This is a genomic window from Dehalococcoidales bacterium, assembly GCA_041652735.1.
Taxonomy (GTDB): Bacteria; Chloroflexota; Dehalococcoidia; order Dehalococcoidales; family RBG-16-60-22; genus RBG-13-51-18.
The window spans coordinates 1-25,338 of the sequence record JBAZGT010000013.1 but is presented as its reverse complement, the minus strand read 5'-3'; the positions used below and the strand labels follow the sequence as shown (position 1 = coordinate 25,338).

At 55.0% G+C, this 25,338-nt stretch carries 17 protein-coding genes; 2 read left to right on the top strand and 15 right to left on the bottom strand.

Annotated features, from left to right (window positions below):
- Window positions 1-81: 81 nt before the first annotated feature.
- The 14 genes from WC370_06090 to WC370_06025 form a co-directional block, all read right to left on the bottom strand.
- Window positions 82-1,242 (bottom strand): glycosyltransferase, encoded by a 1,161-nt coding sequence (locus WC370_06090; GenBank protein ID MFA5309040.1) that lies wholly within the window; start codon window positions 1,240-1,242, stop codon window positions 82-84.
- Complete coding sequence (locus tag WC370_06085; GenBank protein ID MFA5309039.1) at window positions 1,239-2,699, bottom strand: O-antigen ligase family protein; 1,461 nt, start codon at window positions 2,697-2,699, stop codon at window positions 1,239-1,241. The genes WC370_06090 and WC370_06085 overlap by 4 nt, the downstream gene beginning before the upstream one ends.
- Window positions 2,696-3,868: a glycosyltransferase family 4 protein gene (locus tag WC370_06080; GenBank protein ID MFA5309038.1), complete on the bottom strand. Its 1,173-nt coding sequence runs from the start codon at window positions 3,866-3,868 to the stop codon at window positions 2,696-2,698. Before WC370_06080 ends, WC370_06085 begins: the two co-directional genes overlap by 4 nt.
- Window positions 3,865-4,854: a glycosyltransferase family 4 protein gene (locus WC370_06075; GenBank protein MFA5309037.1), complete on the bottom strand. Its 990-nt coding sequence runs from the start codon at window positions 4,852-4,854 to the stop codon at window positions 3,865-3,867. Before WC370_06075 ends, WC370_06080 begins: the two co-directional genes overlap by 4 nt.
- Window positions 4,854-6,629: a nucleotidyltransferase family protein gene (locus WC370_06070; GenBank protein ID MFA5309036.1), complete on the bottom strand. Its 1,776-nt coding sequence runs from the start codon at window positions 6,627-6,629 to the stop codon at window positions 4,854-4,856. The genes WC370_06075 and WC370_06070 overlap by 1 nt, the downstream gene beginning before the upstream one ends.
- The gene (locus tag WC370_06065; GenBank protein MFA5309035.1) at window positions 6,629-7,654 is read right to left on the bottom strand and encodes a glycosyltransferase family 4 protein; all 1,026 of its coding nucleotides are present in this window, start codon (window positions 7,652-7,654) and stop codon (window positions 6,629-6,631) included. Before WC370_06065 ends, WC370_06070 begins: the two co-directional genes overlap by 1 nt.
- 37 nt (window positions 7,655-7,691) lie before the next feature.
- Window positions 7,692-8,684, bottom strand: coding sequence for a GDP-mannose 4,6-dehydratase (locus tag WC370_06060; protein ID MFA5309034.1), 993 nt, complete (start codon window positions 8,682-8,684; stop codon window positions 7,692-7,694).
- On the bottom strand, window positions 8,681-11,263 hold the full coding sequence (locus tag WC370_06055; GenBank protein MFA5309033.1) for a hypothetical protein: 2,583 nt from the start codon (window positions 11,261-11,263) through the stop codon (window positions 8,681-8,683). The genes WC370_06060 and WC370_06055 overlap by 4 nt, the downstream gene beginning before the upstream one ends.
- A gap of 62 nt (window positions 11,264-11,325) precedes the next feature.
- Window positions 11,326-12,450 (bottom strand): DegT/DnrJ/EryC1/StrS family aminotransferase, encoded by a 1,125-nt coding sequence (locus WC370_06050; protein ID MFA5309032.1) that lies wholly within the window; start codon window positions 12,448-12,450, stop codon window positions 11,326-11,328.
- Window positions 12,431-13,123: a hypothetical protein gene (locus WC370_06045; GenBank protein ID MFA5309031.1), complete on the bottom strand. Its 693-nt coding sequence runs from the start codon at window positions 13,121-13,123 to the stop codon at window positions 12,431-12,433. Before WC370_06045 ends, WC370_06050 begins: the two co-directional genes overlap by 20 nt.
- A gap of 48 nt (window positions 13,124-13,171) precedes the next feature.
- Window positions 13,172-14,254 (bottom strand): Gfo/Idh/MocA family oxidoreductase, encoded by a 1,083-nt coding sequence (locus WC370_06040; protein MFA5309030.1) that lies wholly within the window; start codon window positions 14,252-14,254, stop codon window positions 13,172-13,174.
- 20 nt (window positions 14,255-14,274) lie between these two features.
- Window positions 14,275-15,024, bottom strand: coding sequence for a sugar transferase (locus WC370_06035; protein ID MFA5309029.1), 750 nt, complete (start codon window positions 15,022-15,024; stop codon window positions 14,275-14,277).
- Window positions 15,025-15,181: 157 nt separating this feature from the next.
- Window positions 15,182-16,558 (bottom strand): UDP-glucose/GDP-mannose dehydrogenase family protein, encoded by a 1,377-nt coding sequence (locus tag WC370_06030; protein MFA5309028.1) that lies wholly within the window; start codon window positions 16,556-16,558, stop codon window positions 15,182-15,184.
- A complete protein-coding gene (locus WC370_06025; GenBank protein ID MFA5309027.1) occupies window positions 16,555-18,723 on the bottom strand; it encodes an HD domain-containing phosphohydrolase in 2,169 nt (722 codons plus the stop codon). The genes WC370_06030 and WC370_06025 overlap by 4 nt, the downstream gene beginning before the upstream one ends.
- A 704-nt stretch (window positions 18,724-19,427) precedes the next feature.
- On the opposite strand from WC370_06025, the gene WC370_06020 reads away from it, so the two are divergent.
- Window positions 19,428-20,183: a response regulator transcription factor gene (locus tag WC370_06020; protein MFA5309026.1), complete on the top strand. Its 756-nt coding sequence runs from the start codon at window positions 19,428-19,430 to the stop codon at window positions 20,181-20,183.
- 58 nt (window positions 20,184-20,241) lie between these two features.
- Window positions 20,242-21,105 carry an ATP-binding protein gene (locus WC370_06015; protein MFA5309025.1) on the top strand — a complete coding sequence of 288 codons (864 nt, stop codon included), beginning with the start codon at window positions 20,242-20,244 and terminating at the stop codon, window positions 21,103-21,105.
- A 422-nt stretch (window positions 21,106-21,527) separates the two neighbouring features.
- On the opposite strand, the gene WC370_06010 is transcribed toward WC370_06015, so the two are convergent.
- Window positions 21,528-25,338, bottom strand: a 3,811-nt coding sequence (locus WC370_06010; GenBank protein MFA5309024.1) for an Ig-like domain-containing protein, incomplete at its 5' end; no start/stop codon positions are given.

Here is a 25,338-nt window from a genome sequence, read left to right as displayed (position 1 = left end):
TATTAGCTTAAGTGTGTTAGATAATAGTTTTTAATTCGTTAGAATCCGGTATAACCAGGGAAACGGGGAAAGCCCCTATCTCTAGCGTTTTTTACGACTGGATTCTTTCTGCCGGAGAGCGGCCTCGAACAGGTCCTGGTATTCCTGCACCATCCGGGGGATGCCGAATTGCGCCATTACCCTTTGCCTGGCTGCCTGCCCGATGCGCTGTGCCAGCTCCGGCTGCTTGAGATACGTGACGATGTTATGGGCTAAAACGTCCGGGTTTTTCGGCGGGGAGAGCAGGCCGGTGACGCCGTTCTCCACCACTTCCCGGTTACCGCCCACGTCCGTCACCGCTACCGGCTTGCCCAGGGCCATGGCTTCCAGGGTCGCGTTGGAGCAGCCCTCGTGGTCGAACGAGGTCAGGCAGGCGATATCATAGGACGATATATAAGAGCCTACGTCACGCTGGTTGCCGAAAAAGGTGACCACGGAGTCGATGCCCAGCTCTTGAGCCGTCTTTTCCAGTTCCGGCCTTAGCGGCCCGTCGCCCAGCACGGCAAACCTGGTATCCGGTGAGATGAGGGACACGATTTTCGCCGCCTGGAGAAAGGTCTGGTGGTCCTTGGCGGGCGTGAGACTGGCGGTAATGCCGACAATCTTGCCGCCCTCCGGCAGCTTTAGCTGCTGTTTAATCTTGGCCACCGCGTCCGGGTTGGGCTTTAGGCGGTCCAGGTTGATGCCGTTATAAATCACCTTGACGCTGGCGGGACTGATGCCTCTTTTGACAACATAGTCTTCCCCGGCCTTGCTGTTGGGTACCACCCAGTCCGCGAAGCGGGTAAAAAAGTCCTCCGCCTTGCGGTAGAGCGAGCTCCCCAGCCGGGGGTTTACCCGCACGCCGCACCGTTCGGTGACTATTTTTACCAGGCGGCGGTTCGTCAGCGACGGTACCATCCCGAAGAAACTGGCCGGGGTCAGGAAGGGCTGTATTATCTGTACCTTTTTTTGCCGCAGCAGGCGGTAAATTTTGAACAGGATAAGGAAATCATACTTACCCTTCCGGTTCAGGCAGATAAGCTCCACCCCGGGCATGGCTTTGATTTCCGGTTCCAGGGCGCCGCCGGGGTAAAGCGATACCACGATAGGCTCGAACCGGTTTTTATCTATCCCTTTGACCAGCTCCATCAGCTGCTGCTCGGCGCCGCCTACGCCCAGCTGGTTGATGGGGAACATTACGGTAACCCGTCCGTTAATCATTCCGATGCCTTAAGCTGCTGCGGTTTTTGCTTTTTCTGGTTGGCAGCAATCTTGCATAAAGCAATGGAGAGGCCGGCGAACATCCAGATCAGCGCCACCTCATCGATGACATTATGGGTAAAAGCGTTGACCGCGTATGCCACGAAAGCGGCAAAACAGCCCAGCGCTATTCCCTTGCCCAACCGCGTGGTCAGGAAGCGGTAGGATATCAGGAAGTTCCGGAAAATCATGATTAGCAGCCAGACAAGGGCTATCAAGGCTACCGTCCCGTAAGAAACCCAGGTACGGAGGAAATCATTATGGGGCTGTTCTACCCCCAGTACCTCCTCCGCCTGTACCACGCTGGGGTTGTAGCTAACGCTGGATATGTACTCCTGGGCGGCCTCCTTGAATGCCTGTCCTCCTATGCCTAATACCGGCGAGGACATGGCAATCTTAGCGCCGGCTTGCCAGAGCACCAGACGGCCGGCGGCGCTGCTTTCATTGGTAACGCCGCCAGTATAGCGGTTATTTTTCATGTCGGTATAGATTATAAAACCTGCTATCAGTACCAGGGCGGCTAAAAATATCTGCGTTCTCATTTTGGATTTCATGAACAGAGGCAGAGCGATAAGGCCGGCGCCCATGGCATACATGCCGGAACGGGTGTAGGAAAAGTACTCGGCCGCCGCCATCGCCACTATAGCCAGCACCAGCAATACTCTGTAACGGTCGTTGATTCCCTTGAAAAAGAACAAAGCAATAGCCGGCAGCAGAATTAAGGGCAGGGTAAACGAGAGGTCGACCGGGCTGTCATTTAGCCCGATAGCCCTCGTGCCGGCAAAATTGTTGCTGCCGAAGATAGTTAGGGAAATCGGCAGCAGGCCGATATGAAAATGCTGCAATATGGCAAAAACAGCCGATATGCTGCAGGTTATCAAAGCCGTCAGCCCCAGTATTTTGACATCCCTTTCTTCTTCAATCACAGCCGGTATCAGCAGGATGATGACCAGTGATGTGGCTGCCGTGCGCAGGTACTGGAGGGTATAGTCCATGTTCGTGTTGATAAGGTTGGAAATGATGGCGCAGACTACCAGCAGCAAGGCCGGCGTCAGTACTTTCCAGCCCCTTTTCCCCAGGATTGTTTTTCTCTCCCTGAAGTGGATGAAAAACAGGAAAACGACGGCTATTATCGTCCACAAAAAGCGGACACTGATTGGCGTGCCTGCTACGTATATCATGTAGTTGCTTACCGTGAGCTGTCCCACCAGCAGGGCTGCTACCAGGAACACTCTGCGGTATATAACCAGGGACAGTAGCGTTAGTTGTGCTCCCAGTATCAGGCCGAGCGTAATCGGCAGGTCGAGGGCCACGGACAATAGCAGCGATATGATTATGCCGACAATTATATAGATGGCCACCCTTGGCGTGGGAATCCGCTTGGCTTCATAGCTGTTGACTGCAAATGTAGCGTTCATCTTACCGCCCCCCTGTTTATTAGCCTTTCAATGGCGTTGAGGTATTCGTGTTTCATGTTGCCCCACCGGTATTTCTGGTAAACCGCTGAACTGGAAGCGGCCATAGCCGCCCTCCGGTCCGGGTCTTTATAAAGCTCGATAATGCATCGCGCGAGGTCGGCGGTATCACCGGCGTTGTAATAGGCTACGGCGTTGTCATCATAATAAGGTTTAATCGACGGGATGGAAGTTACCACGGAAGGTTTCCCTAAAGCCGAATATTCAAATAGTTTATTGGGCATGGCCGGGTTGGCGCCGGCGGGGATAACCACCAGGCAGACATCCGCCTGGGCGATATGGCCCGGAATCTCGTCCGCGTTGACCCACCCGGTAAACTTCACATAATCATTCACGCCCAGCTTGTCGGTCAACTCCTTAAGGCGGGGCAGCCCTTCGCCGTCGCCTACGATTTTGACTTCCAGGTTGGGAATCTCACCCTTGAGCAAGGGCACCGTGTTTATCAGGGTATCCAGCCCGTACCGGTCAACGATTCTGGCGTGGGTCATCAGCCGGAAGTGCCCGTTGCCGTTGGAGGAGGGCGGGACGGACTTGAACACGTTTTCATCCGGTACGTTAAGCACCACGGAAATTTTGGCTTCCGGCACGCCACGGCTCACCAGCATATCTTTGCTGGTGCTCTGCGTGACCAATACGTGATTGGCGAACCATATGCTGGCTTTCTCCAGCAGGCGCATTACCCGCACGGCCGGGTGCTTCGGGGAGGCTTTGAAGCCGTCGATAAAGACTTCCGGCGTATGGTCAAGAATTTGGAGGATGACCTTCGTCCCTCTCAGTTTGGAGAACAGGGCGGTGAAGACCAGGAAATCCGGCATATTATCTATCTGTATCACCCGGTATTTCTTAATCAGGGAAAGCCAGGTTACTTGCCAGAAAGCCAGGAAGAAGAAAGCGCAGTATTCAAATATATAGCGGCGGAAGCCTTGCCGTTTGTGCATTACCGGCAGCCGGTAAACGTTCACGCCGCGGACGTTTTCACGTCTTTGCTCGCCTTTGTCTCTAAGGCAAACGATGTCCACGGCATAGCCGTTAGCCGCCAGCGTTTCCGCGTTGCGGCGGGTGGGCACGGCCGTGGGATAATTTTTATGGCGAATGATAAGGATACGCTTCATAAGCTTTTCCCCGCCTTGTCCGGGACCATGGACTCCAGGGCGGTCCTGTTCCGTTGCTGGAGCACTTTCCGGTAAAGGTTAAGGATGCGCCGGGCGGTATGCCCTTCCTCCATGTATTTAATGTTCTCGCGGCCGCTGGTGCGCCCCGTGAATTGCAGTGCCAGGGCGAGTTTGTCCGCCACGTCCGCCGGGTCCTGGGTGCAAAGATAGCAGCCTTCCGTGCCGCCGATTACCTCCGGCACGTCTCCCACCGGCACGGACACGATGGGCAGGTTACAGGCCATGGCTTCGTGGATGACCATGGGGGAACCCTCGGCGTCGGATACCAGCAGGACGGCGTCCCCGGCGCTCATGTAAAGGGGCACTACGTCATGGGGCTTTCCGTCCACCAGCACCAGCTCCACGGAGGGGTCTTTGGCTTTGGCCAGCGCAATCGCTTTCTCCACGATGTCATACCTTTTTTCCGGTCGGCGGTGGTTGCCCACCCAGAGCACCAGTTTTTTATCCATGGGTAAATTAAGTTTCTGCCGGGCTTCTTCCCGGGGCACCGGCTTAAAGAAATCCAGGTTGATGCCGCAGGGGATAATCTCGGCGGTCTGGCAGCCCAGCTTGCGCTTCTGCTCCTCGGACACCAGTATTACCTGGTCGACGAGGGGGGTGATGAAGCGGGAAGGGAAACGCTGCCAGGTCATGAATACCTCCAGCCCGTGGTGCGTCAGCACTACCGGGTAGAGGTACTGCGCCCTGGCGATAAACCCGGAAAACACGTAATGAGCGTGGATAATATCATAGCGCTTGCGCAGCAGCCTGCCCCAGAACCGGAACAGCCCCCAGAGATAGGCCAGCTTGTTCTTACTGCCGTCCACGCAGAAAACGTCCACGTCGACGGATTCCCTCCTCAGGGACTCCACCTGCTCCTGGACAAACGTACCCGCGGCCGGTTTTTCCGGGGTGGGGTACATATTGGTTACTACCAGTACCTTCATTATTTTACTTTCCTGGATTTTAAGTTTATCTGATTTGGGTTAGAAAGAAATAGGCTATTGATAAAAGTTGGGTATATTTTCATATAAGGCGCGCCCACTTCCAGTACTATCTCGTCGGCGATGGTTTCCAACTCCCGCGCCGTGTCCTTGGTCGCAAGGTGATAGCGCTGCGTCAGCCGCAGATAATTGCGGCGCAGCTGCCTCAGGTATTCGATATCCGTGCTGGCATCCTTGCGTTGCGTGCTGACCGCCTCGGGGACGTCCAGGAAATAGGCGATGTCAGGTTTGGGCGTGCCGGCCAGCATCATTTTAAGGGCCAAACGGTGCAGCCAGTTGACTTTAACCAGGGAAGATTCCATCTCCGCCGCCGCGTCGTACACATAACGGTCACAAATAACGATTCTCCCGCGCAGCAGCGGCAGTCTCACGTGCCGCAGGTAGGCAATCATAATATCGAAGGCCGCCAGGTAAGTCCAGATGAAGCGGAATATGGGGTTCTGGAGCCGGGCGCTGCGGCCTTCCGCCCCCGGTTTGGAGTCCCCCCGCGCCGTTTTCTTGCCTAAAATTTTATTCGCCAGGCCGGTGAAAAATCGTGTCAGTCCGGCTGTCCCGCACCTGCTCCAGTAATACTCTGTTTTAAGACCGCAGGCGTTCAGGCAGGACTGCAGGATTTTGGCGTGCTGCGTCTTACCGGAGCCGTCCAGTCCGCTGAACGTAACCAGGAACGGGGACTGCGGCCGGATATGGGCTTTTAGTCTGATGCCGCGTAAAGTGGTCCGGGCAGTTTCATAGAGTCGTTTCTTCAGGCTGTAGCGCGGGTCCTGCATGATTTTCTTGTAAAATATTAGTTTGCCGAAGATGAAAGAAACGTAAAACGGCAGCACCGGCGTGCGGCTTTTGAGCTGGCGATAATAGCGGTTAATGAAGGATGATTTGGCCAGATGAGACTCGCAGTCTTCAATAACATAATGAGGGATGGCCGTCTTGCCCAGGATGCTCTGCTCCAGGTGGGCGCAGAGGCCCAGGCTAAAGTACAGTCCGTCCTGCCACCCGGCGCGGGCGGCGGTATTTTTAATATAATCCCAGTCGTAAACGCCCTGGAATCCGGAGAAAACTTTAATCAGGTCCGCCAGGCGTAAACACTTGTTCTCATAAAAGGCGTGAGCCAGCGTAATTAAAATGGTATCATCCGGAGAAGGTATCGTTACCGCGGCATCATCCGGTGATACAATGGCTTTACGCCACAGGTCATTCTCATTCATGAAACCGACGCCCCAGCCGATGCGGGTATGCAGGTGAATATCCGAAACGGTGGTGCCGGCATGGAACTTGCGGAAAAGAAATTTTTGCGGCTCTTCCAGGTTTTTCAGCTCCAGGTAGCCGAGTTGCAGCAATATATCCCTGGCGGCGCTTTCATCTTCCTTGTGTATCAGGATATCCAGATTATCGCTGGTATAGGGGAAAGGGAGAAATGAACCGCCGGATTTCAGGGTGATGCAGGGAATGCCCCGCTCGGCCCACCGGTCGCGGACGATTAAGTATTCCGACCGGAGGGCCTTGAGCCTGGCGGAATTGCCATTACGGGCAGCTTTGAATTCCGGTGAATGCAGAAAAGCGTGCCCGTTCCGGCCGTTTTTAAACGCCAGCAGCGGGAACTTGTTCTTTTCGTAAAACCCCAGCAGCGCCCGGTAGTCCGGCGTCGCGCTGTCAGGCAGCGGCAGACCGGCAACCATCAGGGCGCCGAAGGCGGTCAGGTTCGGGATGCCTTTTTCCATTAGTTTTTCACCTCATTGGCGGTTTGCTCGAGTATGAATCTAGCTATTGCCTGCCATGAATAGGGAATGACTTTTTCACGGGTGCGGCAGTTTTCCAGGTTTCTGACCCTGGCTAGGCCGGCCATCAGTTCGTCCGGAGAATCGGCGAAAACCAGTCCGTTGCCTGCCTCGAACATCTTCGGCAAAGTGCCGTACTTAACCGAGACGACGGGGATATTGCAGGCCATGGCTTCCAGTACCGAAAGCGGCACGCCGATGCAGGCGCGGTTGGAAAAAACGGGGAAGAGATAGCAATCGGAAAGCTGGTACATCTCTTCAATTTCCGGAATATACCGGTCCATGACGATAACGCCGTTTTCCTTCAGCTCGCGGTTAAGCTTGTCTCTGTCCTCGTGACGCAGACCGCTGCTGACTAGTATGACCTGGGCGTTGTGCTCCTGGCGCGCCCGTATCATCAGTTCCACGTTTCTGCCCTGGGTCAGGTGGCCGACATGCAATATGGTGTAAGCTTTCGGGTCGAGTCCGTATTTAGCCCTCAGTTCCGCTTTTCTGGCGGCGGATGCCGGCACGAATTTCTTCAGGTCCACGCCGCTCGGCAGCAGCCTGGTATTGCAGCCCAGGCTCGCCAGCCGCTGCATCGCCTGCTCATTCTGCACGAACACGGTATCCGGTGAAAAGAGGCGGATAAGGTGCCGTGCCAGCCAGCCGTATTCGCGCGATTGCAGTGAGACCATGACTACCCTGGCGCGAACGTATTGGAGCTTCAGAATCCGGCTTCTCAAGAAGCTGAACAGCGTGGCTGAAGCGGAGGGCAGATAGCAGATAACGCTGGGCTGGAAATGGCGGATTCGTTCCCACAGGCTGTAGTTCAGGAACAGCCGGTTGGTCTTTAGCGATACCGTGTGGGAGTTGCCGTTCTTGCGCGGCGCGCGGACGGCCAGCCCGAGCACTTTGTACTCTTCCGGGCATGACTCGATGAGGGAATGAGCAAAGTGCTTAATTCCCTCATCGACAGGCTCGGACAAATTCTCCGTTACAATACAAACTGATTTCTGGACCATATTAACGAACACTCTTGATAAGATTACTCTCCGTGTTGGTGGCCGACTTCAAGTACCACCGGGTAAAAAGTTCAATTCCTTCTTCGATGGTCGTTACCGGACGGTAGCCCAGGTCCTTCCCGGCCTTGGTGATATCCGCGAAAGTTATCGGGACATCACCGGGCTGTTCGGGTAGCTGCCTGATGACGGCTTTCTTGCCCAGTGATTTTTCAATCAGCTCAATCAGGTATTTCAGGGCTATCGGGTGCGAGTTCCCCAGGTTGTAAATTTCAAATCCCCGGCTGGTGGAGAACAGCGCCCGCATGATGCCGTCCGCAATATCGTCGATATAGGTATAGTCGCGTTTAGAAGTCCCGTCCCCCAAAACGGATATATCCTGCCCCGCTGCTATCTTCCTGGTGAACAGGTGGATGGCCATCTCCGGCCTCTGGCGCGGTCCGTACACGGTAAAGAACCTTAGCGCGGTTACCGGCAGGTCATAGAGGTGGCTGTAGGTGCGGCAGAAAAGCTCCGCGGCGGCCTTGGAGGCGGCGTAAGGGGAAGCGGGGTAGTCCACTTTGGCATCCTCCCGGAACGGTACCCGGGCATCCACACCGTAAACGGATGAGGAGGAAGCGAAGATAAATCTCTTCACGCTGTGTTCACGGCTGAGCTCGAGCAGGTTAATCGTCCCGCCTACGTTATTATTTTCGTAGAAGAGCGGCTTTTGCAGAGAGGGTCTCACTCCCGCCCTGGCGGCCAGGTGGACTACCATACTAACCTTGTTTTCCTGGAAAATACTGGTTAACAGGACAGAGTCCCGAATGTCGCCTTCGATGATGCGGCACCCGTTTTTCCCGTCCAGGTTCCGGATATTTTCACGTTTGATGGCGGGGTCGTAGAAGTTATCGAAGTTATCCAACCCTACCACGGTATAGCCGAGGTTAATGAGATGCTCTACCACGTGAGACCCGATGAAACCGGCTGCCCCGGTAACCAGTATTATTTCCTTCATAGTTCATCTTCCTTTTCCGCGATAGCGGGTTTGGCGAAAACCGACTTGCGTATCCACTTCCAGTTAAGGATGCCCCATGCCAGCACGATACCGAGTATGGCGCCGATCATCAGAGCGTTGCGCATGCGTATCTTCTCCGGCAGTACCGGCACCGGTATGGAGGGATTGCCCGCCACCAGAGAATCGGTGATGCCCACCGTGTCGACGTCACTGGCAACCAGCGCTGTCATAGATGCGGTCAATGATCCGAGCTGGCTGGTGAGCGTATCAACCTTGGCCTGGGCCAGCTGGTAATCCAGGTCCGCTGATACGTAGGCACTGTTAGCATGGCTGCTTTCCAGCTCCGCCAGCTGAGACCTGGCGTCCGTCAGGGCGACACTGGTCAGGTCGAATGACTGCTGGAGGGTCAACTGGCCGAGTCCGGCAGTGCTCTGGAGCGTCAGTGAAGCCAGTTTATTGGTGGTATCGGATAGCTGCGCCCTGAGATTATCGACCTTGGCCTGGGCTAACAGGTAGTCCTGGGATAATACCAGGTCCGTAGAATCGGTAATCCTGCTCTGCAGTACGGCAACATCCTGCCTGGCTTTCACCAGTGATTCACTGGTCTGGTTAATCAGGTTTAAGGCGGTGGCGTACTGGGGATCGCTTTCGGTCATGCCCTGGGCAATCATGGTAACCAGGCCCACCGTGGTGGCATCGCCGACCATCAATCTGTTAAGCTCTATCTCCAGGGCGCTAACCTTGGCGTTAAGCTGGACCAGTTCCGTGTTAAAGGTGCCGTCATCAGACAGGGTGATTTGCAGGGCGAGAGCGTTGAGCTGGGCTTCAGCCGCCGAGAGAGCGGCAACGATGTTGTCTCTCTGCTGTATGGTTTGGTCGATGGACGCCTGGACCGTTTGTCCGGAAGCGCCGGAAACCTCTATATTGGCAGCCAGCGTGGTGGCCTGGTAATTCAGCTGGGTCTCGAGCGCACTGATTTTAGCGGTCAGCGCCACGTAAACGGGGTCGTTATTAAAGTCGACCAGGCCGGACTGCTGTTTGATGGTGTTAAGTTCATCGGTGGCTGTTACCAGCGCTGCCTTGACCTGCTGTATTTTATCGGAAACATCCGTGTATGCCTGCTGCTGCTTGTTGCCCTCTTCTGCAATCAGGTATTGGGTGAACACGCCCGGCAGGTAAGTAGAGAAGAACGATGCCTCTTCGGTCGTGGCGGCGGTAGTGGTGATTATCATCGTCGGCTGTTCACTGGTAGTATCGATGGTCGCCGTAATCATCTGGTCGAGTTCGTCCACGGTGTGATTATATTGCGGTGCGTCCGTTTTCAGTGCATCACTCAAGAACTGCAGGAAGGGGAGAGAGCTGGCTTTGGCGGCATAATACTGCCCGGTGCTGGCCAGGTCTCTAAGGTTCACATAAGATGAGCCCGGATTTACCATCTGCACTTTGACCTGGCTTGACCAGGGGACATCGGAAGGCAAGCCGACCAGCTGCAGTCCGCTGGGTTGGGTGGTCTCGGTCGTCGGGCTGGAGGCGAACGGGTTGTAAATCCAGTACCCGAGGCCCAGCCCCGTGCCGATGATGAGACCGACCAGCATGACCATGATGGAACGCCCGCTGAAAAACGGAATGCGGGTGGCCCTGGTCACTGTTTCCTTTTTAACCCAGGTGGTAGCCGCTTCAGCCTTGACAACCGGCTCTATTCTTTGCGGCGGCTTTTCCCTGGCGATTGCCTCGGCTTCTCTAATAGCCATGGCGGCGGCCTGCCGCGATTGCTTTAGAGCCTCGGCTTCCTGTTTGGCTTTTTCTTTGGCCGATTCCTCGGCTTCTTTCTTGGCCAGGGCGGTGGCCTGCTGCGCCTGTTTCAGGGCTTCGGCTTCCTGCCTGGCTTTCTCTCTGGCCAGTTCCTCGGCTTCTTTCTTGGCCGTGGCAGCTGCCATCTGTGCTTCTTTCAAAGCCTCGGCTTCCTGCCTGGTTTTTTCTCTGGCCAGCGCCTCGGCTTCTTTCCTGGCCGCGGCGGCCGCCATCTGTGATTCTTTCACGGCTTCGGCTTCCTTTCTGGCCTTTTCTTTGGCGATTGCTTCAACCGCTTTTCTATTTTCTTCGGCAGCCTGTTGGGACTTTTTCACGGCTTCAGCTTCTTCCTGCGCTTTCTTCCGGGCGATTGCCTCGGCTTCTTTTTTCGCCGCGGCGGCAGCTAATTGCGCCTTCTGAACAACCTCTTTTCCCTCTTTGGCTTTCATATTGGCTGCTTCAGCTTCCTGCTTCGCCTTTCTCTTGGCGTCAGCCGCAAGCTCTTTCTTGACCCAGGCAGCGGCTATTTTAGCCGTTTTCTCTGCCTTTTTCGCCTGTAGAGCTCGCTCGCGGGCGGCTGTTTTTTCCTGCCTGGCCCGCTCTTTGGCGATTGCCTCAGCCTCTTTTTGGGCCCGGGCAGCTGCTTCTTTGACCATCTTGGCTGCCGCTTTTTCCTGTTTGGCTTTTGCCTGGGCGGCTTCGGCTTCCTGACGAGATTTATCCTCGGGTTTTAGCTTGGGTTCTTGTTTAGTTTCCTGGGTTTCCTTACCATTGCGAGTTTTTAACATTGAATTCACCTCCGCCTGTTTGTCAATCTATCAAGAGATTGATAGCTTTGTTGGCACTGTAGCTAGCGTAGAACCTCCACTTTTGATCTGGATTCACTGAACTCTCGGACACAGCCGCAAATATATTGTATTTCCCCCTCACTCAATTCCGGGTACATTGGGAGGGAAAGAATTTCCTTGGTTATTTTTTCCGTGACCGGCAGGTAAATATCTTCGCCGCCGTATTCACGCCAGGCTTCCTGCAAATGAATGGGCACCGGGTAATGCATGCCGGTGGCTATTCCCTTTTGCTCCAGCCAGGACTTAAGGCCGTCACGTTCCGGCGTCTTTATCACAAAGAGATGGTAAACGTGCTTCGCCCAGGGCATCTCGCCTGGCAGCGCCACGGATGACGGCAGGTATTCCCGGTAGATTTGGGCGTTGTTCCGCCGCATCTCCGTCCAGTCATCGAGATGGCGCAGCTTGATTTTCAGTACGGCGGCCTGTATCTCATCGAGCCGGCCGTTGACGCCCATGGTCTGGTGGTAGTACTTGGCATTCTGACCATGGTCGCGTATCATGCGGCACTTGGCGGCTAAATCCGGGTTGGAGGTGGTGATGATGCCGCCCTCCCCGTAACCGCCCAGGTTCTTGGTGAAATAGAAGCTGAAACAGCCAATGTCCCCCAGCGAGCCGGTGCGCTGCCCTTTGTATTCTGCCCCGTGCGCCTGGCAGGAGTCTTCTATCACCCAGAGCTTGTGCAATTTGGCCAGCTCCTTGATGGGGTCCATATCCGCCGGGTGCCCGTAGAGGTGCACCGGGAGGATGGCCCTGGTCTTTTTGGTAATCTTTTTCGCTACCTCGGCGGGGTCTATGTTGCAGGTCTCGGGGTCGATGTCAACCAGCACCGGTTTGGCGCCGGCAAGTATAATCGCCTCGACGGTCGCGATAAAAGTATGCGCCACGGTGATGACCTCGTCCCCGGGGCCGATGCCGCAGGCGCGCAGGGCGATGTGGAGAGCGTCCGTCCCCGAACCCACGCCGATGGCGTACTTGGTCCCGCAGAACGCGGCGTAACTTGTTTCCACCGCCTGCACATTTTTGCCCAGGAACAGCTGCATGCCATCCAGTGCCAGGCTTATTTCATCAAGAACGTCCTTCTTGATTTCTTGATATTGTTTTTTCAGATCAACTAATGGAACAGTCATTCATGCCTCCAAAAATCACATTAGGATAGGGTTTATCCCTGAGGCCTGAAGTACAGGTCAGGTCTTCGATTTTGCATACCACGTGGGCCGGGTTACCATAGACGACAACCCCGTCCGGAACGTCTTTGGTGACCACGCTGCCGGCTCCGACTAAGCTCCTCTCCCCGATGATGACACGGGGTAACAGGGTGCTGTTGATGCCTATCTGGGCGCCCTTCTTGATATGCGGGCCGCGCATGCACTCGTGAGAGTTGGGGCAGCCGGGATGCATGTCATTGGCGAAGGTTGCCCCGGGAGCGATAAAAACATCATCCTCGATGATGCTGAACTGGCCGATATATACCTTGTTATGAATTTTCACGTTATTGCCGATGTGGCAGCCGTAGTCCACCACGGAGTTGTTCCAGATGCGGAAATTATCTCCGATTTCGTTTTCTTCCCGGATGAGCACGTTATGCCCGGTCTCCAGGTTGGCGCCGATGCGGCTGCCCCGGTAGATGATGGTGCCCTGCCTGATACGCGCCCCCGGGCCGATGGACAGGTAGCGGTCTACCTTGCGGCTGGGCTCGTAGCCCAGGGTGACGCCGTCATCTATTACCGCGTCATCATGCATTTGCAGGATGATTTCATCCGCTGCGGTCAGATCTATTGGTGACTTTATTGTTTTTTCCATATCTTTTTTGTAGTCCTCTACAAGTATGTTCCCCAGACTTGATTCGACTTAAACGATGCCCACCAGCGCCGCATCCAGCTTTACTCTCTGCCCGTCATGTGAAAGGGACAGGTCCGCGGCTTCCAGGATGCCGGTTACCTTGAGGCCCATCCAGCCGTCACTCTTGGGCACTTTGTTTTCCCTGATGCAGTTGATGAAGTTGGTGCACTGTATTTTGAGCGGCTCGGCGCCGGAGACGAACGGGATAACGATGTTGCCGTAGCGGTAGTTGGGCGGCCAGGCGGAAAATTTGTTGAGGCCGTTGCCGTTCCCATTCCCATTACCATTACCATTACCGTTACCGTTGAGGTGACAGTTACCGTTAATCACCAGACCCTTGTCATAAATCTGTATTTTTTCAGATTCGGAGACATCATCATAGACGGCCATTTTCAGGCTGCCGACTACGGTCATCTGCCGTATCTTGCGGGGGTGCAGCCAGCTGACGTGCAGGTTGCCCATGACGCCGTTGGCGAAAAGGATTTCCAGGTAAGCTACGTCGTAAACATCGCCGCCGGCCCGGTGGGCGCCGCGGGCGCTTACGGAAATCGGTTCCTGGTCCAGCAGCATGAGCATGATGCTGATATCATGCGGGGCCAGATCCCACAACACGTTAACGTCCGGCCGGTATAAGCCCAGGTTGAGCCGGTCCGAGTCTATGCTGTAAATCTCACCCAGTTCGCCCTTTTTCACGATGTCCACCAGGAGGTCAACGGCCGGGTGATACTGGTAGGTGTGTCCCACCATCAACACCAGTTCCCGTTTATCCGCCACTTCGATAAGGTCCAGCGCCTCGCGGCTGTTGAACGTCATCGGCTTCTCTATCAAAACATGCTTGTCCTGGAGCAGCGCTTTCTTCGCCAGGTCATAATGAGTATTTACCGGCGTAGCTATCACTACGGCTTCGACATCATTCAGGAACTCATCGTAATTTGATGTGACCTTTACATTGGGATACTGTGCCCGCACCTGCTGGAGTTTTTTCTCGTCAACATCACAGACAGTGGTCAACCTGGCCTCAGTCGTCTCATTGCATACTCTTATATGCTTCGGCCCCCAATAGCCGCACCCAACAACCCCTACTTTAACCATACCTGTCTCCTTCCTTATCGTTAGCTGCCGTCTCTCTTGAGAATGGTAACTACCGTTAGTAAAAATATCTTGGCGTCCAGAAGCAGTGACTGCTTCCTGATATATTCGATGTCCAGCCGCACCATGTCCTGGAAGTTCAAATTCTTGCGGCCGCTGACCTGCCACAGACCGGTAAGTCCGGGCCTGATGGCCAGCCTTTTCATATGCCAGGCCTGGTACATGGAGACGGCCAGGGGCACGTCCGGCCGCGGCCCCACCCAGGACATTTCCCCCCTCAGGATGTTAAACAACTGGGGGAGCTCGTCCAGGTTGGTCTTGCGCAGTAGCGCGCCGAACCGGGTCACCCGCGTGTCGTTTATGACTTTATAGACGGGTTTCCCTTCCTCGTCGATGGCGTAGGGCACGCCTTCCTTAATGTAGCGCGCCATGTACTCCCGGTACACGCTGTCGTCGTTATTTTCTGTCATGGTGCGGAACTTGAAAGCGGTAAAGTAATCACCGTTTTCGCCTACCTGCTCGCGGCGGTATATCGCGCTCCCTTTTGAATCGAACTTAATAATCAGGGCGATAATGCCCATCACCGGAGCAGCCACGATAATCCCGGCCAGGGCCAGGAACCGGTCCATGATGTTTTTCCAGAACCGGTAGGAAAACGGCCGGACTTTCTTGTTCGCCTTAGCGCTGACGGTAGCCGCGGCTTCGCGGCTTTTCCGGCAGGTGTCCGTTTCGGCTTTCTCTATAATATTCGTCTTGATATTTGCTACTTGCATTCTTTTATCACCTGTAATTCGTTTACCTGTTCTCCTGATGTTTAAGTAATTGCTACTCTTGATATTAGTCCTCGCCGAGAGAAAAAATGGTTAGATATGTGTAATTTTTAGGTTAGAAACGGCAGGCTCCGAACGGGGACTGCCGCGGGTCTCTCGGTCATAAGGTGTCCCTGCTGAAAGCCGGCTCCCGGCTTTTTTCCAGGTCAACGGCGTATTTTGCCGACTCTTTAGCGCCGAACTTGCCGCGGCCGATGCCTTCATATATAAACCCGGCCTTTTTCATCTTCTCGACATCGAAGGCATTGCGGCCGTCCACGATGACAGGCTGCTTCATCAGACCGGCCAGCCTGGCCAGGTCAAGCTCTTTGAACTCGTCCCACTCGGTCACCAGCACCAGGGCGTCACACCCTTTGGCCAGTTCATAAGGGTCACGGCAGCAATCCACGCCGGGCAGCAGCCTGGCCGCTTTCTCCGCCACTACGGGGTCGCAGGCTTTGACCCGGCACCCCTGGTCCAGGAGGTGGGAAATAACCAGCAGCGCGCGCGTCTCCCGCATGTCATCGGAGCCGGGTTTGAAAGAAAGCCCGAGTACGCCTACTGTTTTTCCTTCAAGGTGGCCCAGCAGCCGCCCGAGTTTACGCACCGCTACCAGCGGTTGATTATCATTTATCTGCTGCACCGCCTTGGTCAGGCGCAGGTGCAGGCCGCGTTTCTTGGCCATGTGGATAAGCCCTTTGACGTCCTTGGGCAGGCAGCTGCCGCCCCAGCCCAGGCCGGCGTTAAGATATCCGGCGCCGAAGCGCGGGTCCAGCCCCATTATCTGGGAGACTTTTACCACATCTACATCACACTCGTCACAGAGGAGCGCCATCTCGTTCATGAAGCTCACCCTGGCCGCCAGGAAGACGTTGGAAACATACTTGGACAGCTCCGCGGTGCGGTTATCGCACATGACCAGCGGCGCTTCCAGGGATTGGTACAACTCCGCCACCGCTTTAGCCGCCGCCTCATCGGATGCCCCGACAACCACCCGGCTGGGATGGAAGAAGTCGTAAACCGCCGCCCCTTCCCGCAGGAACTCCGGATTGGAGACCACCGGGAAGCTGTAGCCGTTTCGGCCGTGCCTGATGAGTATTTCCTCTACCGTCTGCGCCGTGCCTACCGGCACCGTGCTCTTTACCACGACAATCAGCGGGCCGCTGGCGGTTTCCGCGATGCCCCTGACGGCGCTGCGCAGCGCTCTCAGGTCCGGTTTGCCGCTGCGGGCTGAAGGCGTGCCGACCGCTATAAAAACGAAGGTGGAGTCCAGTAGTCCCCGCATGGGATTATTGGTGAGAGTTATCCTGCCTGTGGCGTGGTGGCGCTTCCAGAGCTCCGCCAGACCCGGCTCCATAATTGGCATTTCATCGCGTTCCAGGGCGTTCAGCCTGGCGCTGGCTATCTCCAGCAAATTTACTTTGTGGCCGAGCTCGGCAAAGCCGACGGCTGAAACGAGACCGACGTAACCAGCCCCGATGATACTTATGTTACTCAAGATACATTCCTCCTGACGGGATTTGACTGGGGTTTAAAATAATTTCTGTCTCTGCCATATAATAGGAAAGCGTTAATGACATCCGGGTCATAAATCGTCCCCGAGCCGCGGACAATCTCCTGTAAAGCCATTTTAGGGGCTTTGGTCCCGGGAGGTGTCTGGCTGGAGGTCAGCGCGTCAAAAGCCCGCACGACGGCCAGTATCCTCGCTCCCAGCGGGATTTCCGTGACGTTGCCGCCGGACGGGCAGGCGCCATCGTCGTATTTTTCATAGCTGTAAGAAATCAGCGCCAGCGGTGTTTTCATAAAGTCGATTGCGGAAAAGGCTTTCCATACCGGCTTAAAGCGGGCTTTAACGGCATTGGCTTCCCCGGCGGTGGCAACGTAACCATGATCCACCAGCGCACGGGTGGATAGCACCAGCCCCAGGTCTTTAAGCAGAGAGGCGTGCCAGAGGGCCTGGCGTTCATCCAGGGAAAGCTTGAATTCCGTGGCTACCGCCAGGGCGTTCCTGGCCACGCGGGAGGCGCTATCGAAATCGAAGAGACGTCCGGACGCCAACGGCCGGGCAATCTCCTCGCACATGCCTACCAGGGCTTCCACGGTGTGCACCTGTTCTATTTCCCGCTGGAGCCAGCCGTCCTGGCGCACTTCCATCTGGCTTCTGTATTCCTCCACCAGGTACAGCGAGCGGTTACACAGTATCCCCAGCTCCTGCACGCGGTGGCGTAGAGTGTCAAAGCAATTGAGAACATTTTCCGGCAGGTCGCCGTTAAGCGAGGCGGCGAGGTTTTGCAGTTTTTTTATCTCCGCCCGGGCGTGTTTCCGGCTGATATCCGTGGCCAGCACCAAGGCATTGACCTCCTGCATGGAGCCCTGCCAGCTTTGAGGAATAATAATGGTGTAGGTAATCCCCTGTCCGTTTTCACTGGAAACTTCCAGGTTGCCGTCCAGTCCCTGTACCAGGATTTTAGCCAGGTAGATGCGGCTTAGCCGGATATCATGAGAGCTGCTAACCGGCTGTCCCTGGAGCAGCTGGTCGATTACCTGCTGGGGGACCTGGCGGTTGGGGTTGGATATTTCTATGTTGATGCTTTGGCCGGCCGGGGCGGATACCTTGATATATAATTTGTCTTTGTAGTCGGCCGATTGCACTTCGCCTTCGATAAGATATAGTAAGCTCTGGGCCAGGCTCTTGCCGTCCAGGTGGAGCTTTTCAATATCGTCGGCCACCTGTATAGATATGGTAATATTCCGCTTCTCCGCCTGGAATTTTACCTGCTCGCAGACCCAGTCCAGGTAGTCTTTAAGGTTTATTTCTTCCGGTACGGTGCGTACCGGGGGTAAAGTCGTTAAGATGATGCTTTCCGTCATCTCCACAATGTTATCCAGCCGGCTGGCGCTTTCCCTTATGGTGTTTACGAAGGACTGCCGGGCGGCCTGGCTGGTTTTTTCCTGTGCCGCCTCCAGGCTTTTGATGGACTCTTCCAGGGTGGTGAGGGGATTTTTGATGTCTTTCATCAGGCGGGTGAGCCAGTTTATCACCCCTTGCAGCGTCCGGATTTCTTCCTGCTGCCCCGGGACGATACTGGTGGGGAAGCCGCTGCTGTCCGCCGGGATGTCACTTTTCTTGAGGTCGAAGTAAGACCGGAGCCCCGGGTATTTGCGTAAACGGGCCAGTTGTTCTTCAGCGGCGCTGATAACGTCCAGGTGGTTCTGGAAAATGCAGTTTTCACTGGTTACCGCCACCGCCCGCAGGATTACGGCAGGGGACTGGTTCTCTATTTCCGCTTCATCATCCCCGGCGTCGTTTCCTTTGACCTGTTTTTTACCGGGGTAGAGGCTCTTGACGCGCAGGTCGAATTCCGAAAGAATCCGGCGGCACAAAGTCCTTACCTTCGGGACGGTGGTGACCACCATCAGGTTGTCCCCGCCGGGATAGCCTATCAAATTGTCCTCGTTGCCGTGTTGCTTGACCGCCTCCCGGGTTATGTCCGCCAGGAGTTGGATAACCTGTTCATCCTGGGAATAGTCATTGGCCGGAGTACATCCCTTCTGGATATCGATGTCCAGATAAATAGCGGCGAAAGTCTTGGACTTTTCGATGAGGCTATTTATCTCATTGGTTAATTGAAGCTGGTTCAGCAGTTCAACTAATACATTCATCTCTTTTTATCGTCTCTTTCATAGGATATGTAACCGCGCCAGAGGCACTGTTATCTCAATATTAAAGCGGCTGGTTTCATTGGCGCCGCCGCCTGCCCGTTAATTCCCTCCCCGCGGGAGACGCCGCTACCGGTCCGGCATGATTTAATCGTGGAAAAATCAAATCTCACCGGCATATTTCCAGCGGTCCGGACGTGCTTTTGTTTAAGGGGCGCTTTGCTGGTTATTAAGCATGTCATATGAAAATCATAAAAGTTGCCAGTTAGAACGTTGTCTGAGGCCCGTTAGAAAAGGGTTAGAAAAACGTCCGCCGCGTTATTTTCACCGGATGTATGAAATTTGTATCAAATTAATGTGGTAAATGTTAGCAATTGTTACCATTATTTATATATATGCAATGTAACCGTAACGGATTTTTTATATTTTTTAAGGTGATATTTATGATTCCTATACAAAAAAACTTTTATAATCAATTTGTACTCAAAATAATATGAATTGAGCATAAAACGGGTGAGAAAAAGTAGGGATTGTTAGGTTGACTCTTATATAAAATAAGGTTTAGAATAAATTTCGGTTGCCTAAAAAAGATAAAAAAGTATAAATATGTAGGAAAAGGTAAGAATGGTAATGTTGACTCTAACCTGTTGGGAAATTATCATTTTTATCGGAGAACCTTTAGAACACCGGACAGGAGACTAACCACCATGAACATAAAAGGTAAGATTTTAATAATTGATGATGATGCGGAATACGCCAAGCTCGCTCAGACCTGGCTGCAGAAAGCCGGTTATGAAGTCCTGGTTTCCGTGGACGGCGCCGAGGGTATGCGCCGCGTTTTCAGCACCCGTCCCAACCTGGTCCTCTTGGATGCCATGATGCCCAAGATGGACGGCTGGGAGGTGTGCCGCCGCATTAGGGAAATGAGTGATATCCCGGTATTGATGGTAACCGTCAGGGCGGACAAGAACGACCGCATTAAAGGGTTCGGGCTGGGCGCCGACGACTATATTCCCAAGCCGGTTGAGTTTTCCGAGCTTATCGCCCGCGTCCAGGCAGTCCTGCGCCGGACCGCCAATGATACGTTCAGCACCGAGAAGAGTTCCTTCCACAACGGCGAGCTGGAAATAGACTGGCAGAGCCGCCAGGTGTGGGTCCGGGGCAAGCGCGTTAAGCTTTCTCCCACCGAGTTCCGGGTTCTGGCCTGCCTGATAAAGAACCGCGGCTGGATAGTTACCCATGACCAGCTCCTGGAAAAGGGCTGGGGGCCCAACTACATCGGGGACAACTCTTTTGTAAAATTGTACATCAGGTACTTACGGCAGAAAATAGAAGCCAATCCGCACAACCCGCAGCTGATTCTCACCGAGCGGGGGGTGGGCTACCGCTTCGCTTTTAATAATGATGAGCTGGAGCATATTACAGGAGACCAACAGGATGACAAGACGCCCAGCTTCAGTTAACAAAAACAGCAGCGGTACTAAAAACACACCTTCTGAAAATGAAGGGGCGAAGAAGCCGTTGTTCAACAGCGACCCCGCGTTGAAACCGCCCGCCGGCAAGAAAGCGGAAACGGTCGCCGGCCGTCTGAACATTTATAAAGACCGGGACGGCATCCCTGTGCTCTATGACAAGGCCGCCCATACCCGGGACCGGAATGAGCTGAACAGAGATGCCATCAAAGTCCTGTGGCATGATGTATTTTCACCCATCACCCTGATTAAGGGTTATACCTCCACCCTGCGGCGGTTCAACGACTTTATTACGGAAAAGCAGAGGGAAGAATACCTGCAGGGTATCGATACCGCCACCAAGCGGCTGGTTTTTGTGCTGGAAAAACTGCGCTATATTACCGGCCTGGAAGAGATGCGCAACATGTCCATGCAGTCCACGGTGATTACCGACCTGCTCCGCAAGATCTGTTCTGAGACGCAGGAGCGGGCTACCAAGCATATTATTACCTTCCGCCCTCGCGGCGGCGCCATCCCCAAAATCAACGTCAACCGGGAGAGTATCGAACAGGTGCTGCATAACCTGCTGGACAACGCCGTGAAGTACTCCCCCAATGGCGGCGATATCGAGGTTGAGGTGATGCCGCTAAACAACGGGCAGGAACTGGACCGGTTTTTCCCGGATGCCCCCAGAATTAAGCTGCCGGCGGTAATCGTCAGCGTCATGGATAACGGGGAAGGCTTCCCGGACACGGAAAGAGAAAGAGTCTTTGACAAGCTCTACCGGGTGGACTGCCCGTTAACGCGCTCCGTACCGGGACTGGGCCTGGGCCTTTACATCAATAAAGTCACCGTTGAAGCTCACGGCGGCCGCATCTGGGCCAGGAACCGGCTCCAGGGAGGCAGCATCTTCAGCTTCTCCCTGCCGGTTTAGCTAATCTCCAGCCGCCTCACCGGACAGCCACTGTTCCCCAATCGGGTATTATCCTCAAGTGTTTCCCCATTTGTCCCTTATGGCAGGGCGTGAGACACGCCAGGATTGACCGCATTCGCCGGGGGTTGTTGACAGTCCCCGTATAGAGTGTCCGGAAAATACTCCGCTCCACCAAGACGGGTCCCCGGCGTCTCATATTATAGGCCCCCCCACCCATCCCGGTAACAATCCCTTTTAACGCAATAGCGTACCGCTTTGTGTCTTACGCAGAAAGAATGGACTGCTTACCGGGGGGATTTCCTGGTGGGAAGGGGGAGGAAAAAGACTCTTGAGCTTGTATTATATAACCACAAAATAAAGAGCCCCGGCTTCTCCAGTCCTGCCGGGGCTCTTTATTTATTAGGCTGCTTAGCTAAAGCGTATTACCTTATTTCTACCGTGGCGCGCATTACGTACGGAACACTGTTCCGGCTGGCCACGCGCGTGTTGAACTGGGACGGCAGCGTTCCGTAGCTGGACGTTATCCAGTAGTGGGAATTGCTGGCCTGTCCGGTCATGGTGCTAACATCGTTAGCACTGTCCATGGTGAAGGCCAGCCAGTAGTAAGTGTTTTGCGTGACCGGCAGGTTCAGTCCGCTGATGGACACCCAGCCGTTGGTTACGGATACTTCGCCGGCATCCAGGAGCAGGGCGCCCGGTTTACCGTAATTATCGGCATAGACGCCCATTCTGACTTTCCCGGTCGGCGTGGTATCCGTGAACAATAGTTCCAGCTTGGTCAGCACGCCGGTGCCGGCGGTATTCTTGAACCGCATAACATCCAGTATGCCGGACCGCTGGCTCCAGTAGTTGTTGCCTGAATTGAGGCCGAAAGTAACCCCGCCCGCCGGAGGAGTAACCGGCGTCGCGCTAACGATGATGGTTACCGTGGCGGTGTTGGAGTTATTCTCGCCGTCATTGGCTCTGTAGGTAAAGCTGTCCGTGCCGGTATAGCCGGAAGCGGGTATATAGGTGACTGCGCCGTTGGCGTTCAATACCAGCGTGCCGTGGCTGACATTAGTCACCAGAACAGCCGACAGGATATCCCCATTGGTATCGGTATCGTTAACCAGCACGCCCGGTGTAGCTACTGCCAGGGCGGTATTCTGATTGGTGCTGTAAGCGTCATTCACCGCTGACGGCGGAGTGTTCACAATGATTTCACCGCCACCGCTGCCGACGTTTACCGTGGCCCGCATTACGTACGGGATATCGTTCTTGCTGGCCCAGCTCAGGTTAAACTGAGAGGGGAGACTTCCGTAAGACGATGTTATCCAGTAGTGTGAATCGCCGGACTGCCCGATCATGTCACTGACATCGTTGCCGCTCTGCATGGTGAAGGCCAGCCAGTAGTAGGTATTCTGCGTGACCGGCAGGTTAAGTCCACTGATAGACACCCAGCCGTTGGCAGCATTGACTTCACCGGCATCCAGGAGCAGGGCGCCCGGTTTGCCATTGTTATCGGCATATACGCCCAGTCTTACTTTGCCGTTCGGGGTGGTATCCGTGAACAGGACTTCCAGCTTGTTCAGCGTGCCGGTGCCGGAAGTGTTCATGAATCTCATGGTATCCAGTACGCCAGACCGTTGACTCCAGTAGCTGTTGCCCGCGTCCAGACCGAAAGTGACTCCGCCGGCCGGAGGAGTCACCGGGGCCGCGGTGATAATCAGTGTAACCGTACCGGTGTTGGACGTGGCGGAGCCGTCGCTTACTTTATAGGTAAAGCTGTCCGTGCCGACGTACCCCTCTGATGAGGTGTATACGAACGAGCCGTCGCTGTTCAGTGTCAGGCTGCAATGGCTGACATCCGTAATCAGGACGGCCGTCATGGTATCGCCGTTGGCATCGTTATCGTTAGCCAGGACGCCGGGAATAGAGATGGTAAGGACGCCGCTTTCAACCAGCGTGTAGGTATCGTTTACCGCTACCGGCGCCGTGTTGGACGGAGTGTTAACGGTAATGGTTACGGTGACGGTATTGGAATTTACCTTGCCGTCATTGGCTTTGTAGGTAAAGCTGTCCGTGCCGGTATAGCCGGAGGCAGGATTATAGACGAAAGCACCGCTGCTGTTCAGCGCCAGCGTACCGTGGCTGACGTTACCCGCCAGGACGGTCGTGAGGGTATCTCCGTTGGCATCGGTATCATTAGCCAGGACGCCAGGAGCGGGCACGATGAGGGCGGTATCTTTATTGGTATTGTAGGTATCGTTTACCGCTACCGGCGCGGTGTTGGCCGGAGCATTGATAGTGATGGTCACCGTGGCGGTATTGGAATTTACCGTGCCGTCATAGGCTTGATAGGTAAAGCTGTCCGTGCCGGTGTAGCCGCTGGCCGGAGAGTAGGTGAAAGAGCCATTGCTGTTGAAGCTCAGGGTGCCGTGGCTGACACCGCCGGTCAGGGCGGCCGTCAGGGTGTCGCCGTTGGCGTCGCTGTCGTTAGCCAGCACGCCCGGAGCAGACACGGTAAGCGTGGTGTCTTTGTTGGTGCTGTAAGCATCGTTGAACGCCACCGGGGTGGTATTGACGGGTGGAGTGGGCGTACCGGGAGAGCTGACGTCCCCGATATTAACCGTGGCCCGCATTACATAAGGGCTGCCGTTGGCGTCACAATGGCTCAAGTTAAACTCGCTGGGAAGAGGCCCGTAGTTGAATTCGGGCCAGGTCCAGTAATGACAGACTACCTGATTATTCTGGTCCTTCACCGTATTGGGACTGTCCATGATGAAAGAAAGCCAGTAGTAAGCGTTCTTCGTTACCGGTAAGTTCAAGCCGCTGATAGCTACCCAGCCGTTGGCCGCGTTGACTTCGCCCGCATCCAGGAGCAGGGCGCCGGGTACACCGTTATTATCGGCATAGACGCCCATCCTGATTTTACCGGTGGGGGAAGAATCGCTGACCAGTACTTCGAGTTTATACAGGGTACCGGTACCGGCTGTGTTCTGGAATCTCATCGCATCTAGCACGGAGGCATCCTGTTCCCAGGAGGAATCGCCGGAGCTGAGGCCGAACGTCCCCGAAGATGAAGACGCGAAAATCGTTATGGTTACGGTGGCGGTGTTGGAGTTGGTGTTGCCGTCGTTGGCTTTGTAGGTAAAGCTGTCCGTGCCGGTATAGCCGGAGGCAGGATTATAGACGAAAGCACCGCTGCTGTTCAGCGCCAGCGCGCCGTGACTGACATTGCTTACTAGGATAGTCGTGAGGGCGTCCCCGTTGTCATCACTATCATTGGTGAGCACGCCCGGGGCGGACACGACCAGTGCGGTATCTTTATTGGTGGTGAAGGCATCGTTGGCCGCCACCGCCGCTACGTTAGGCGCGGGGTTGACGGTAATGGTCACGGTGGCGCTGAGAGAATAGGATTTGCCGTCATAGGCTTTATAAGTAAAGGTATCGGTGCCTGAATAGCGGAAAGTAGGCGTGTAGTTAAACGAGCCATCGCTGTTCAAAATCAGTGAGCCATGGCTGGGAATACCGGCCAGGACGGCCATTAGCGTGTCGCCGTCTTCATCGGTGTCGTTAGCCAGGATACCCGGTACCGCTATGGTAAGGGATGTGTTTCCTACCATACTGTAGTTATTGTTGGCGGCCACCGGCGCGTTATTCGAGGATGAGCCCCCAGAGGCGAATTCGAAAGCGCCCAGGTCAGGGGCCGCGCCGCTGTAAGGCCACGGCGAGTTGGCGTCGTTGAAGCCCGGCAGTACCTCGCCTTTATCAATGAACTGGCTGTCAGCCATCAGGCTTAAATCGCCCCCGGCCGCTGCCACAAATTCATTGGTGGCGCTGATGCTCATACCGTGGGTTTCCTGTCCGGCGCCTGAAGCAAAGGCGCTGATGCTCGCGTACTTGGCTTCGCCCCATTTGACGAAGCGTTCCGTAGAAGTGGTGTATAGGTTGTCATAATCGAAGTTACAGTTCACGGCATCGGAATAGTGCCCGAACTCCAGCACGTACCAGCCGACATGATAGATGTTATTGCGGGAAATCACGTTGGCCAGGCCGCCGTTGGTGGCGGCAGCGCCGTCGCTGGCTTCCGTACCATATATAGAATTATGGTAGAAGTAGATAGGGCCGGTGGAGCTGTCTCCCAGCTTGAAGGCTTCATTGTCACCGGCTTCATTCCGGTAGTGCAGCCCGGAGATGGAGTTGCGGAAAATGTATTCCGGCCCGATGGCTACCGGGCAGCTGGAAACGCCG

Excerpts from the sequence above, each read along its gene's own strand:
- WC370_06090 (MFA5309040.1), bottom strand. The coding sequence starts at position 1,242 with ATGATTAACGGACGGGTTACCGTAATGTTCCCCATCAACCAGCTGGGC.
- WC370_06085 (MFA5309039.1), bottom strand. The coding sequence starts at position 2,699 with ATGAACGCTACATTTGCAGTCAACAGCTATGAAGCCAAGCGGATTCCC.
- WC370_06080 (MFA5309038.1), bottom strand. The coding sequence starts at position 3,868 with ATGAAGCGTATCCTTATCATTCGCCATAAAAATTATCCCACGGCCGTG.
- WC370_06075 (MFA5309037.1), bottom strand. The coding sequence starts at position 4,854 with ATGAAGGTACTGGTAGTAACCAATATGTACCCCACCCCGGAAAAACCG.
- WC370_06070 (MFA5309036.1), bottom strand. The coding sequence starts at position 6,629 with ATGGAAAAAGGCATCCCGAACCTGACCGCCTTCGGCGCCCTGATGGTT.
- WC370_06060 (MFA5309034.1), bottom strand. The coding sequence starts at position 8,684 with ATGAAGGAAATAATACTGGTTACCGGGGCAGCCGGTTTCATCGGGTCT.
- WC370_06055 (MFA5309033.1), bottom strand. The coding sequence starts at position 11,263 with ATGTTAAAAACTCGCAATGGTAAGGAAACCCAGGAAACTAAACAAGAA.
- WC370_06050 (MFA5309032.1), bottom strand. The coding sequence starts at position 12,450 with ATGACTGTTCCATTAGTTGATCTGAAAAAACAATATCAAGAAATCAAG.
- WC370_06045 (MFA5309031.1), bottom strand. The coding sequence starts at position 13,123 with ATGGAAAAAACAATAAAGTCACCAATAGATCTGACCGCAGCGGATGAA.
- WC370_06040 (MFA5309030.1), bottom strand. The coding sequence starts at position 14,254 with ATGGTTAAAGTAGGGGTTGTTGGGTGCGGCTATTGGGGGCCGAAGCAT.
- WC370_06035 (MFA5309029.1), bottom strand. The coding sequence starts at position 15,024 with ATGCAAGTAGCAAATATCAAGACGAATATTATAGAGAAAGCCGAAACG.
- WC370_06025 (MFA5309027.1), bottom strand. The coding sequence starts at position 18,723 with ATGAATGTATTAGTTGAACTGCTGAACCAGCTTCAATTAACCAATGAG.
- WC370_06020 (MFA5309026.1), top strand. The coding sequence starts at position 19,428 with ATGAACATAAAAGGTAAGATTTTAATAATTGATGATGATGCGGAATAC.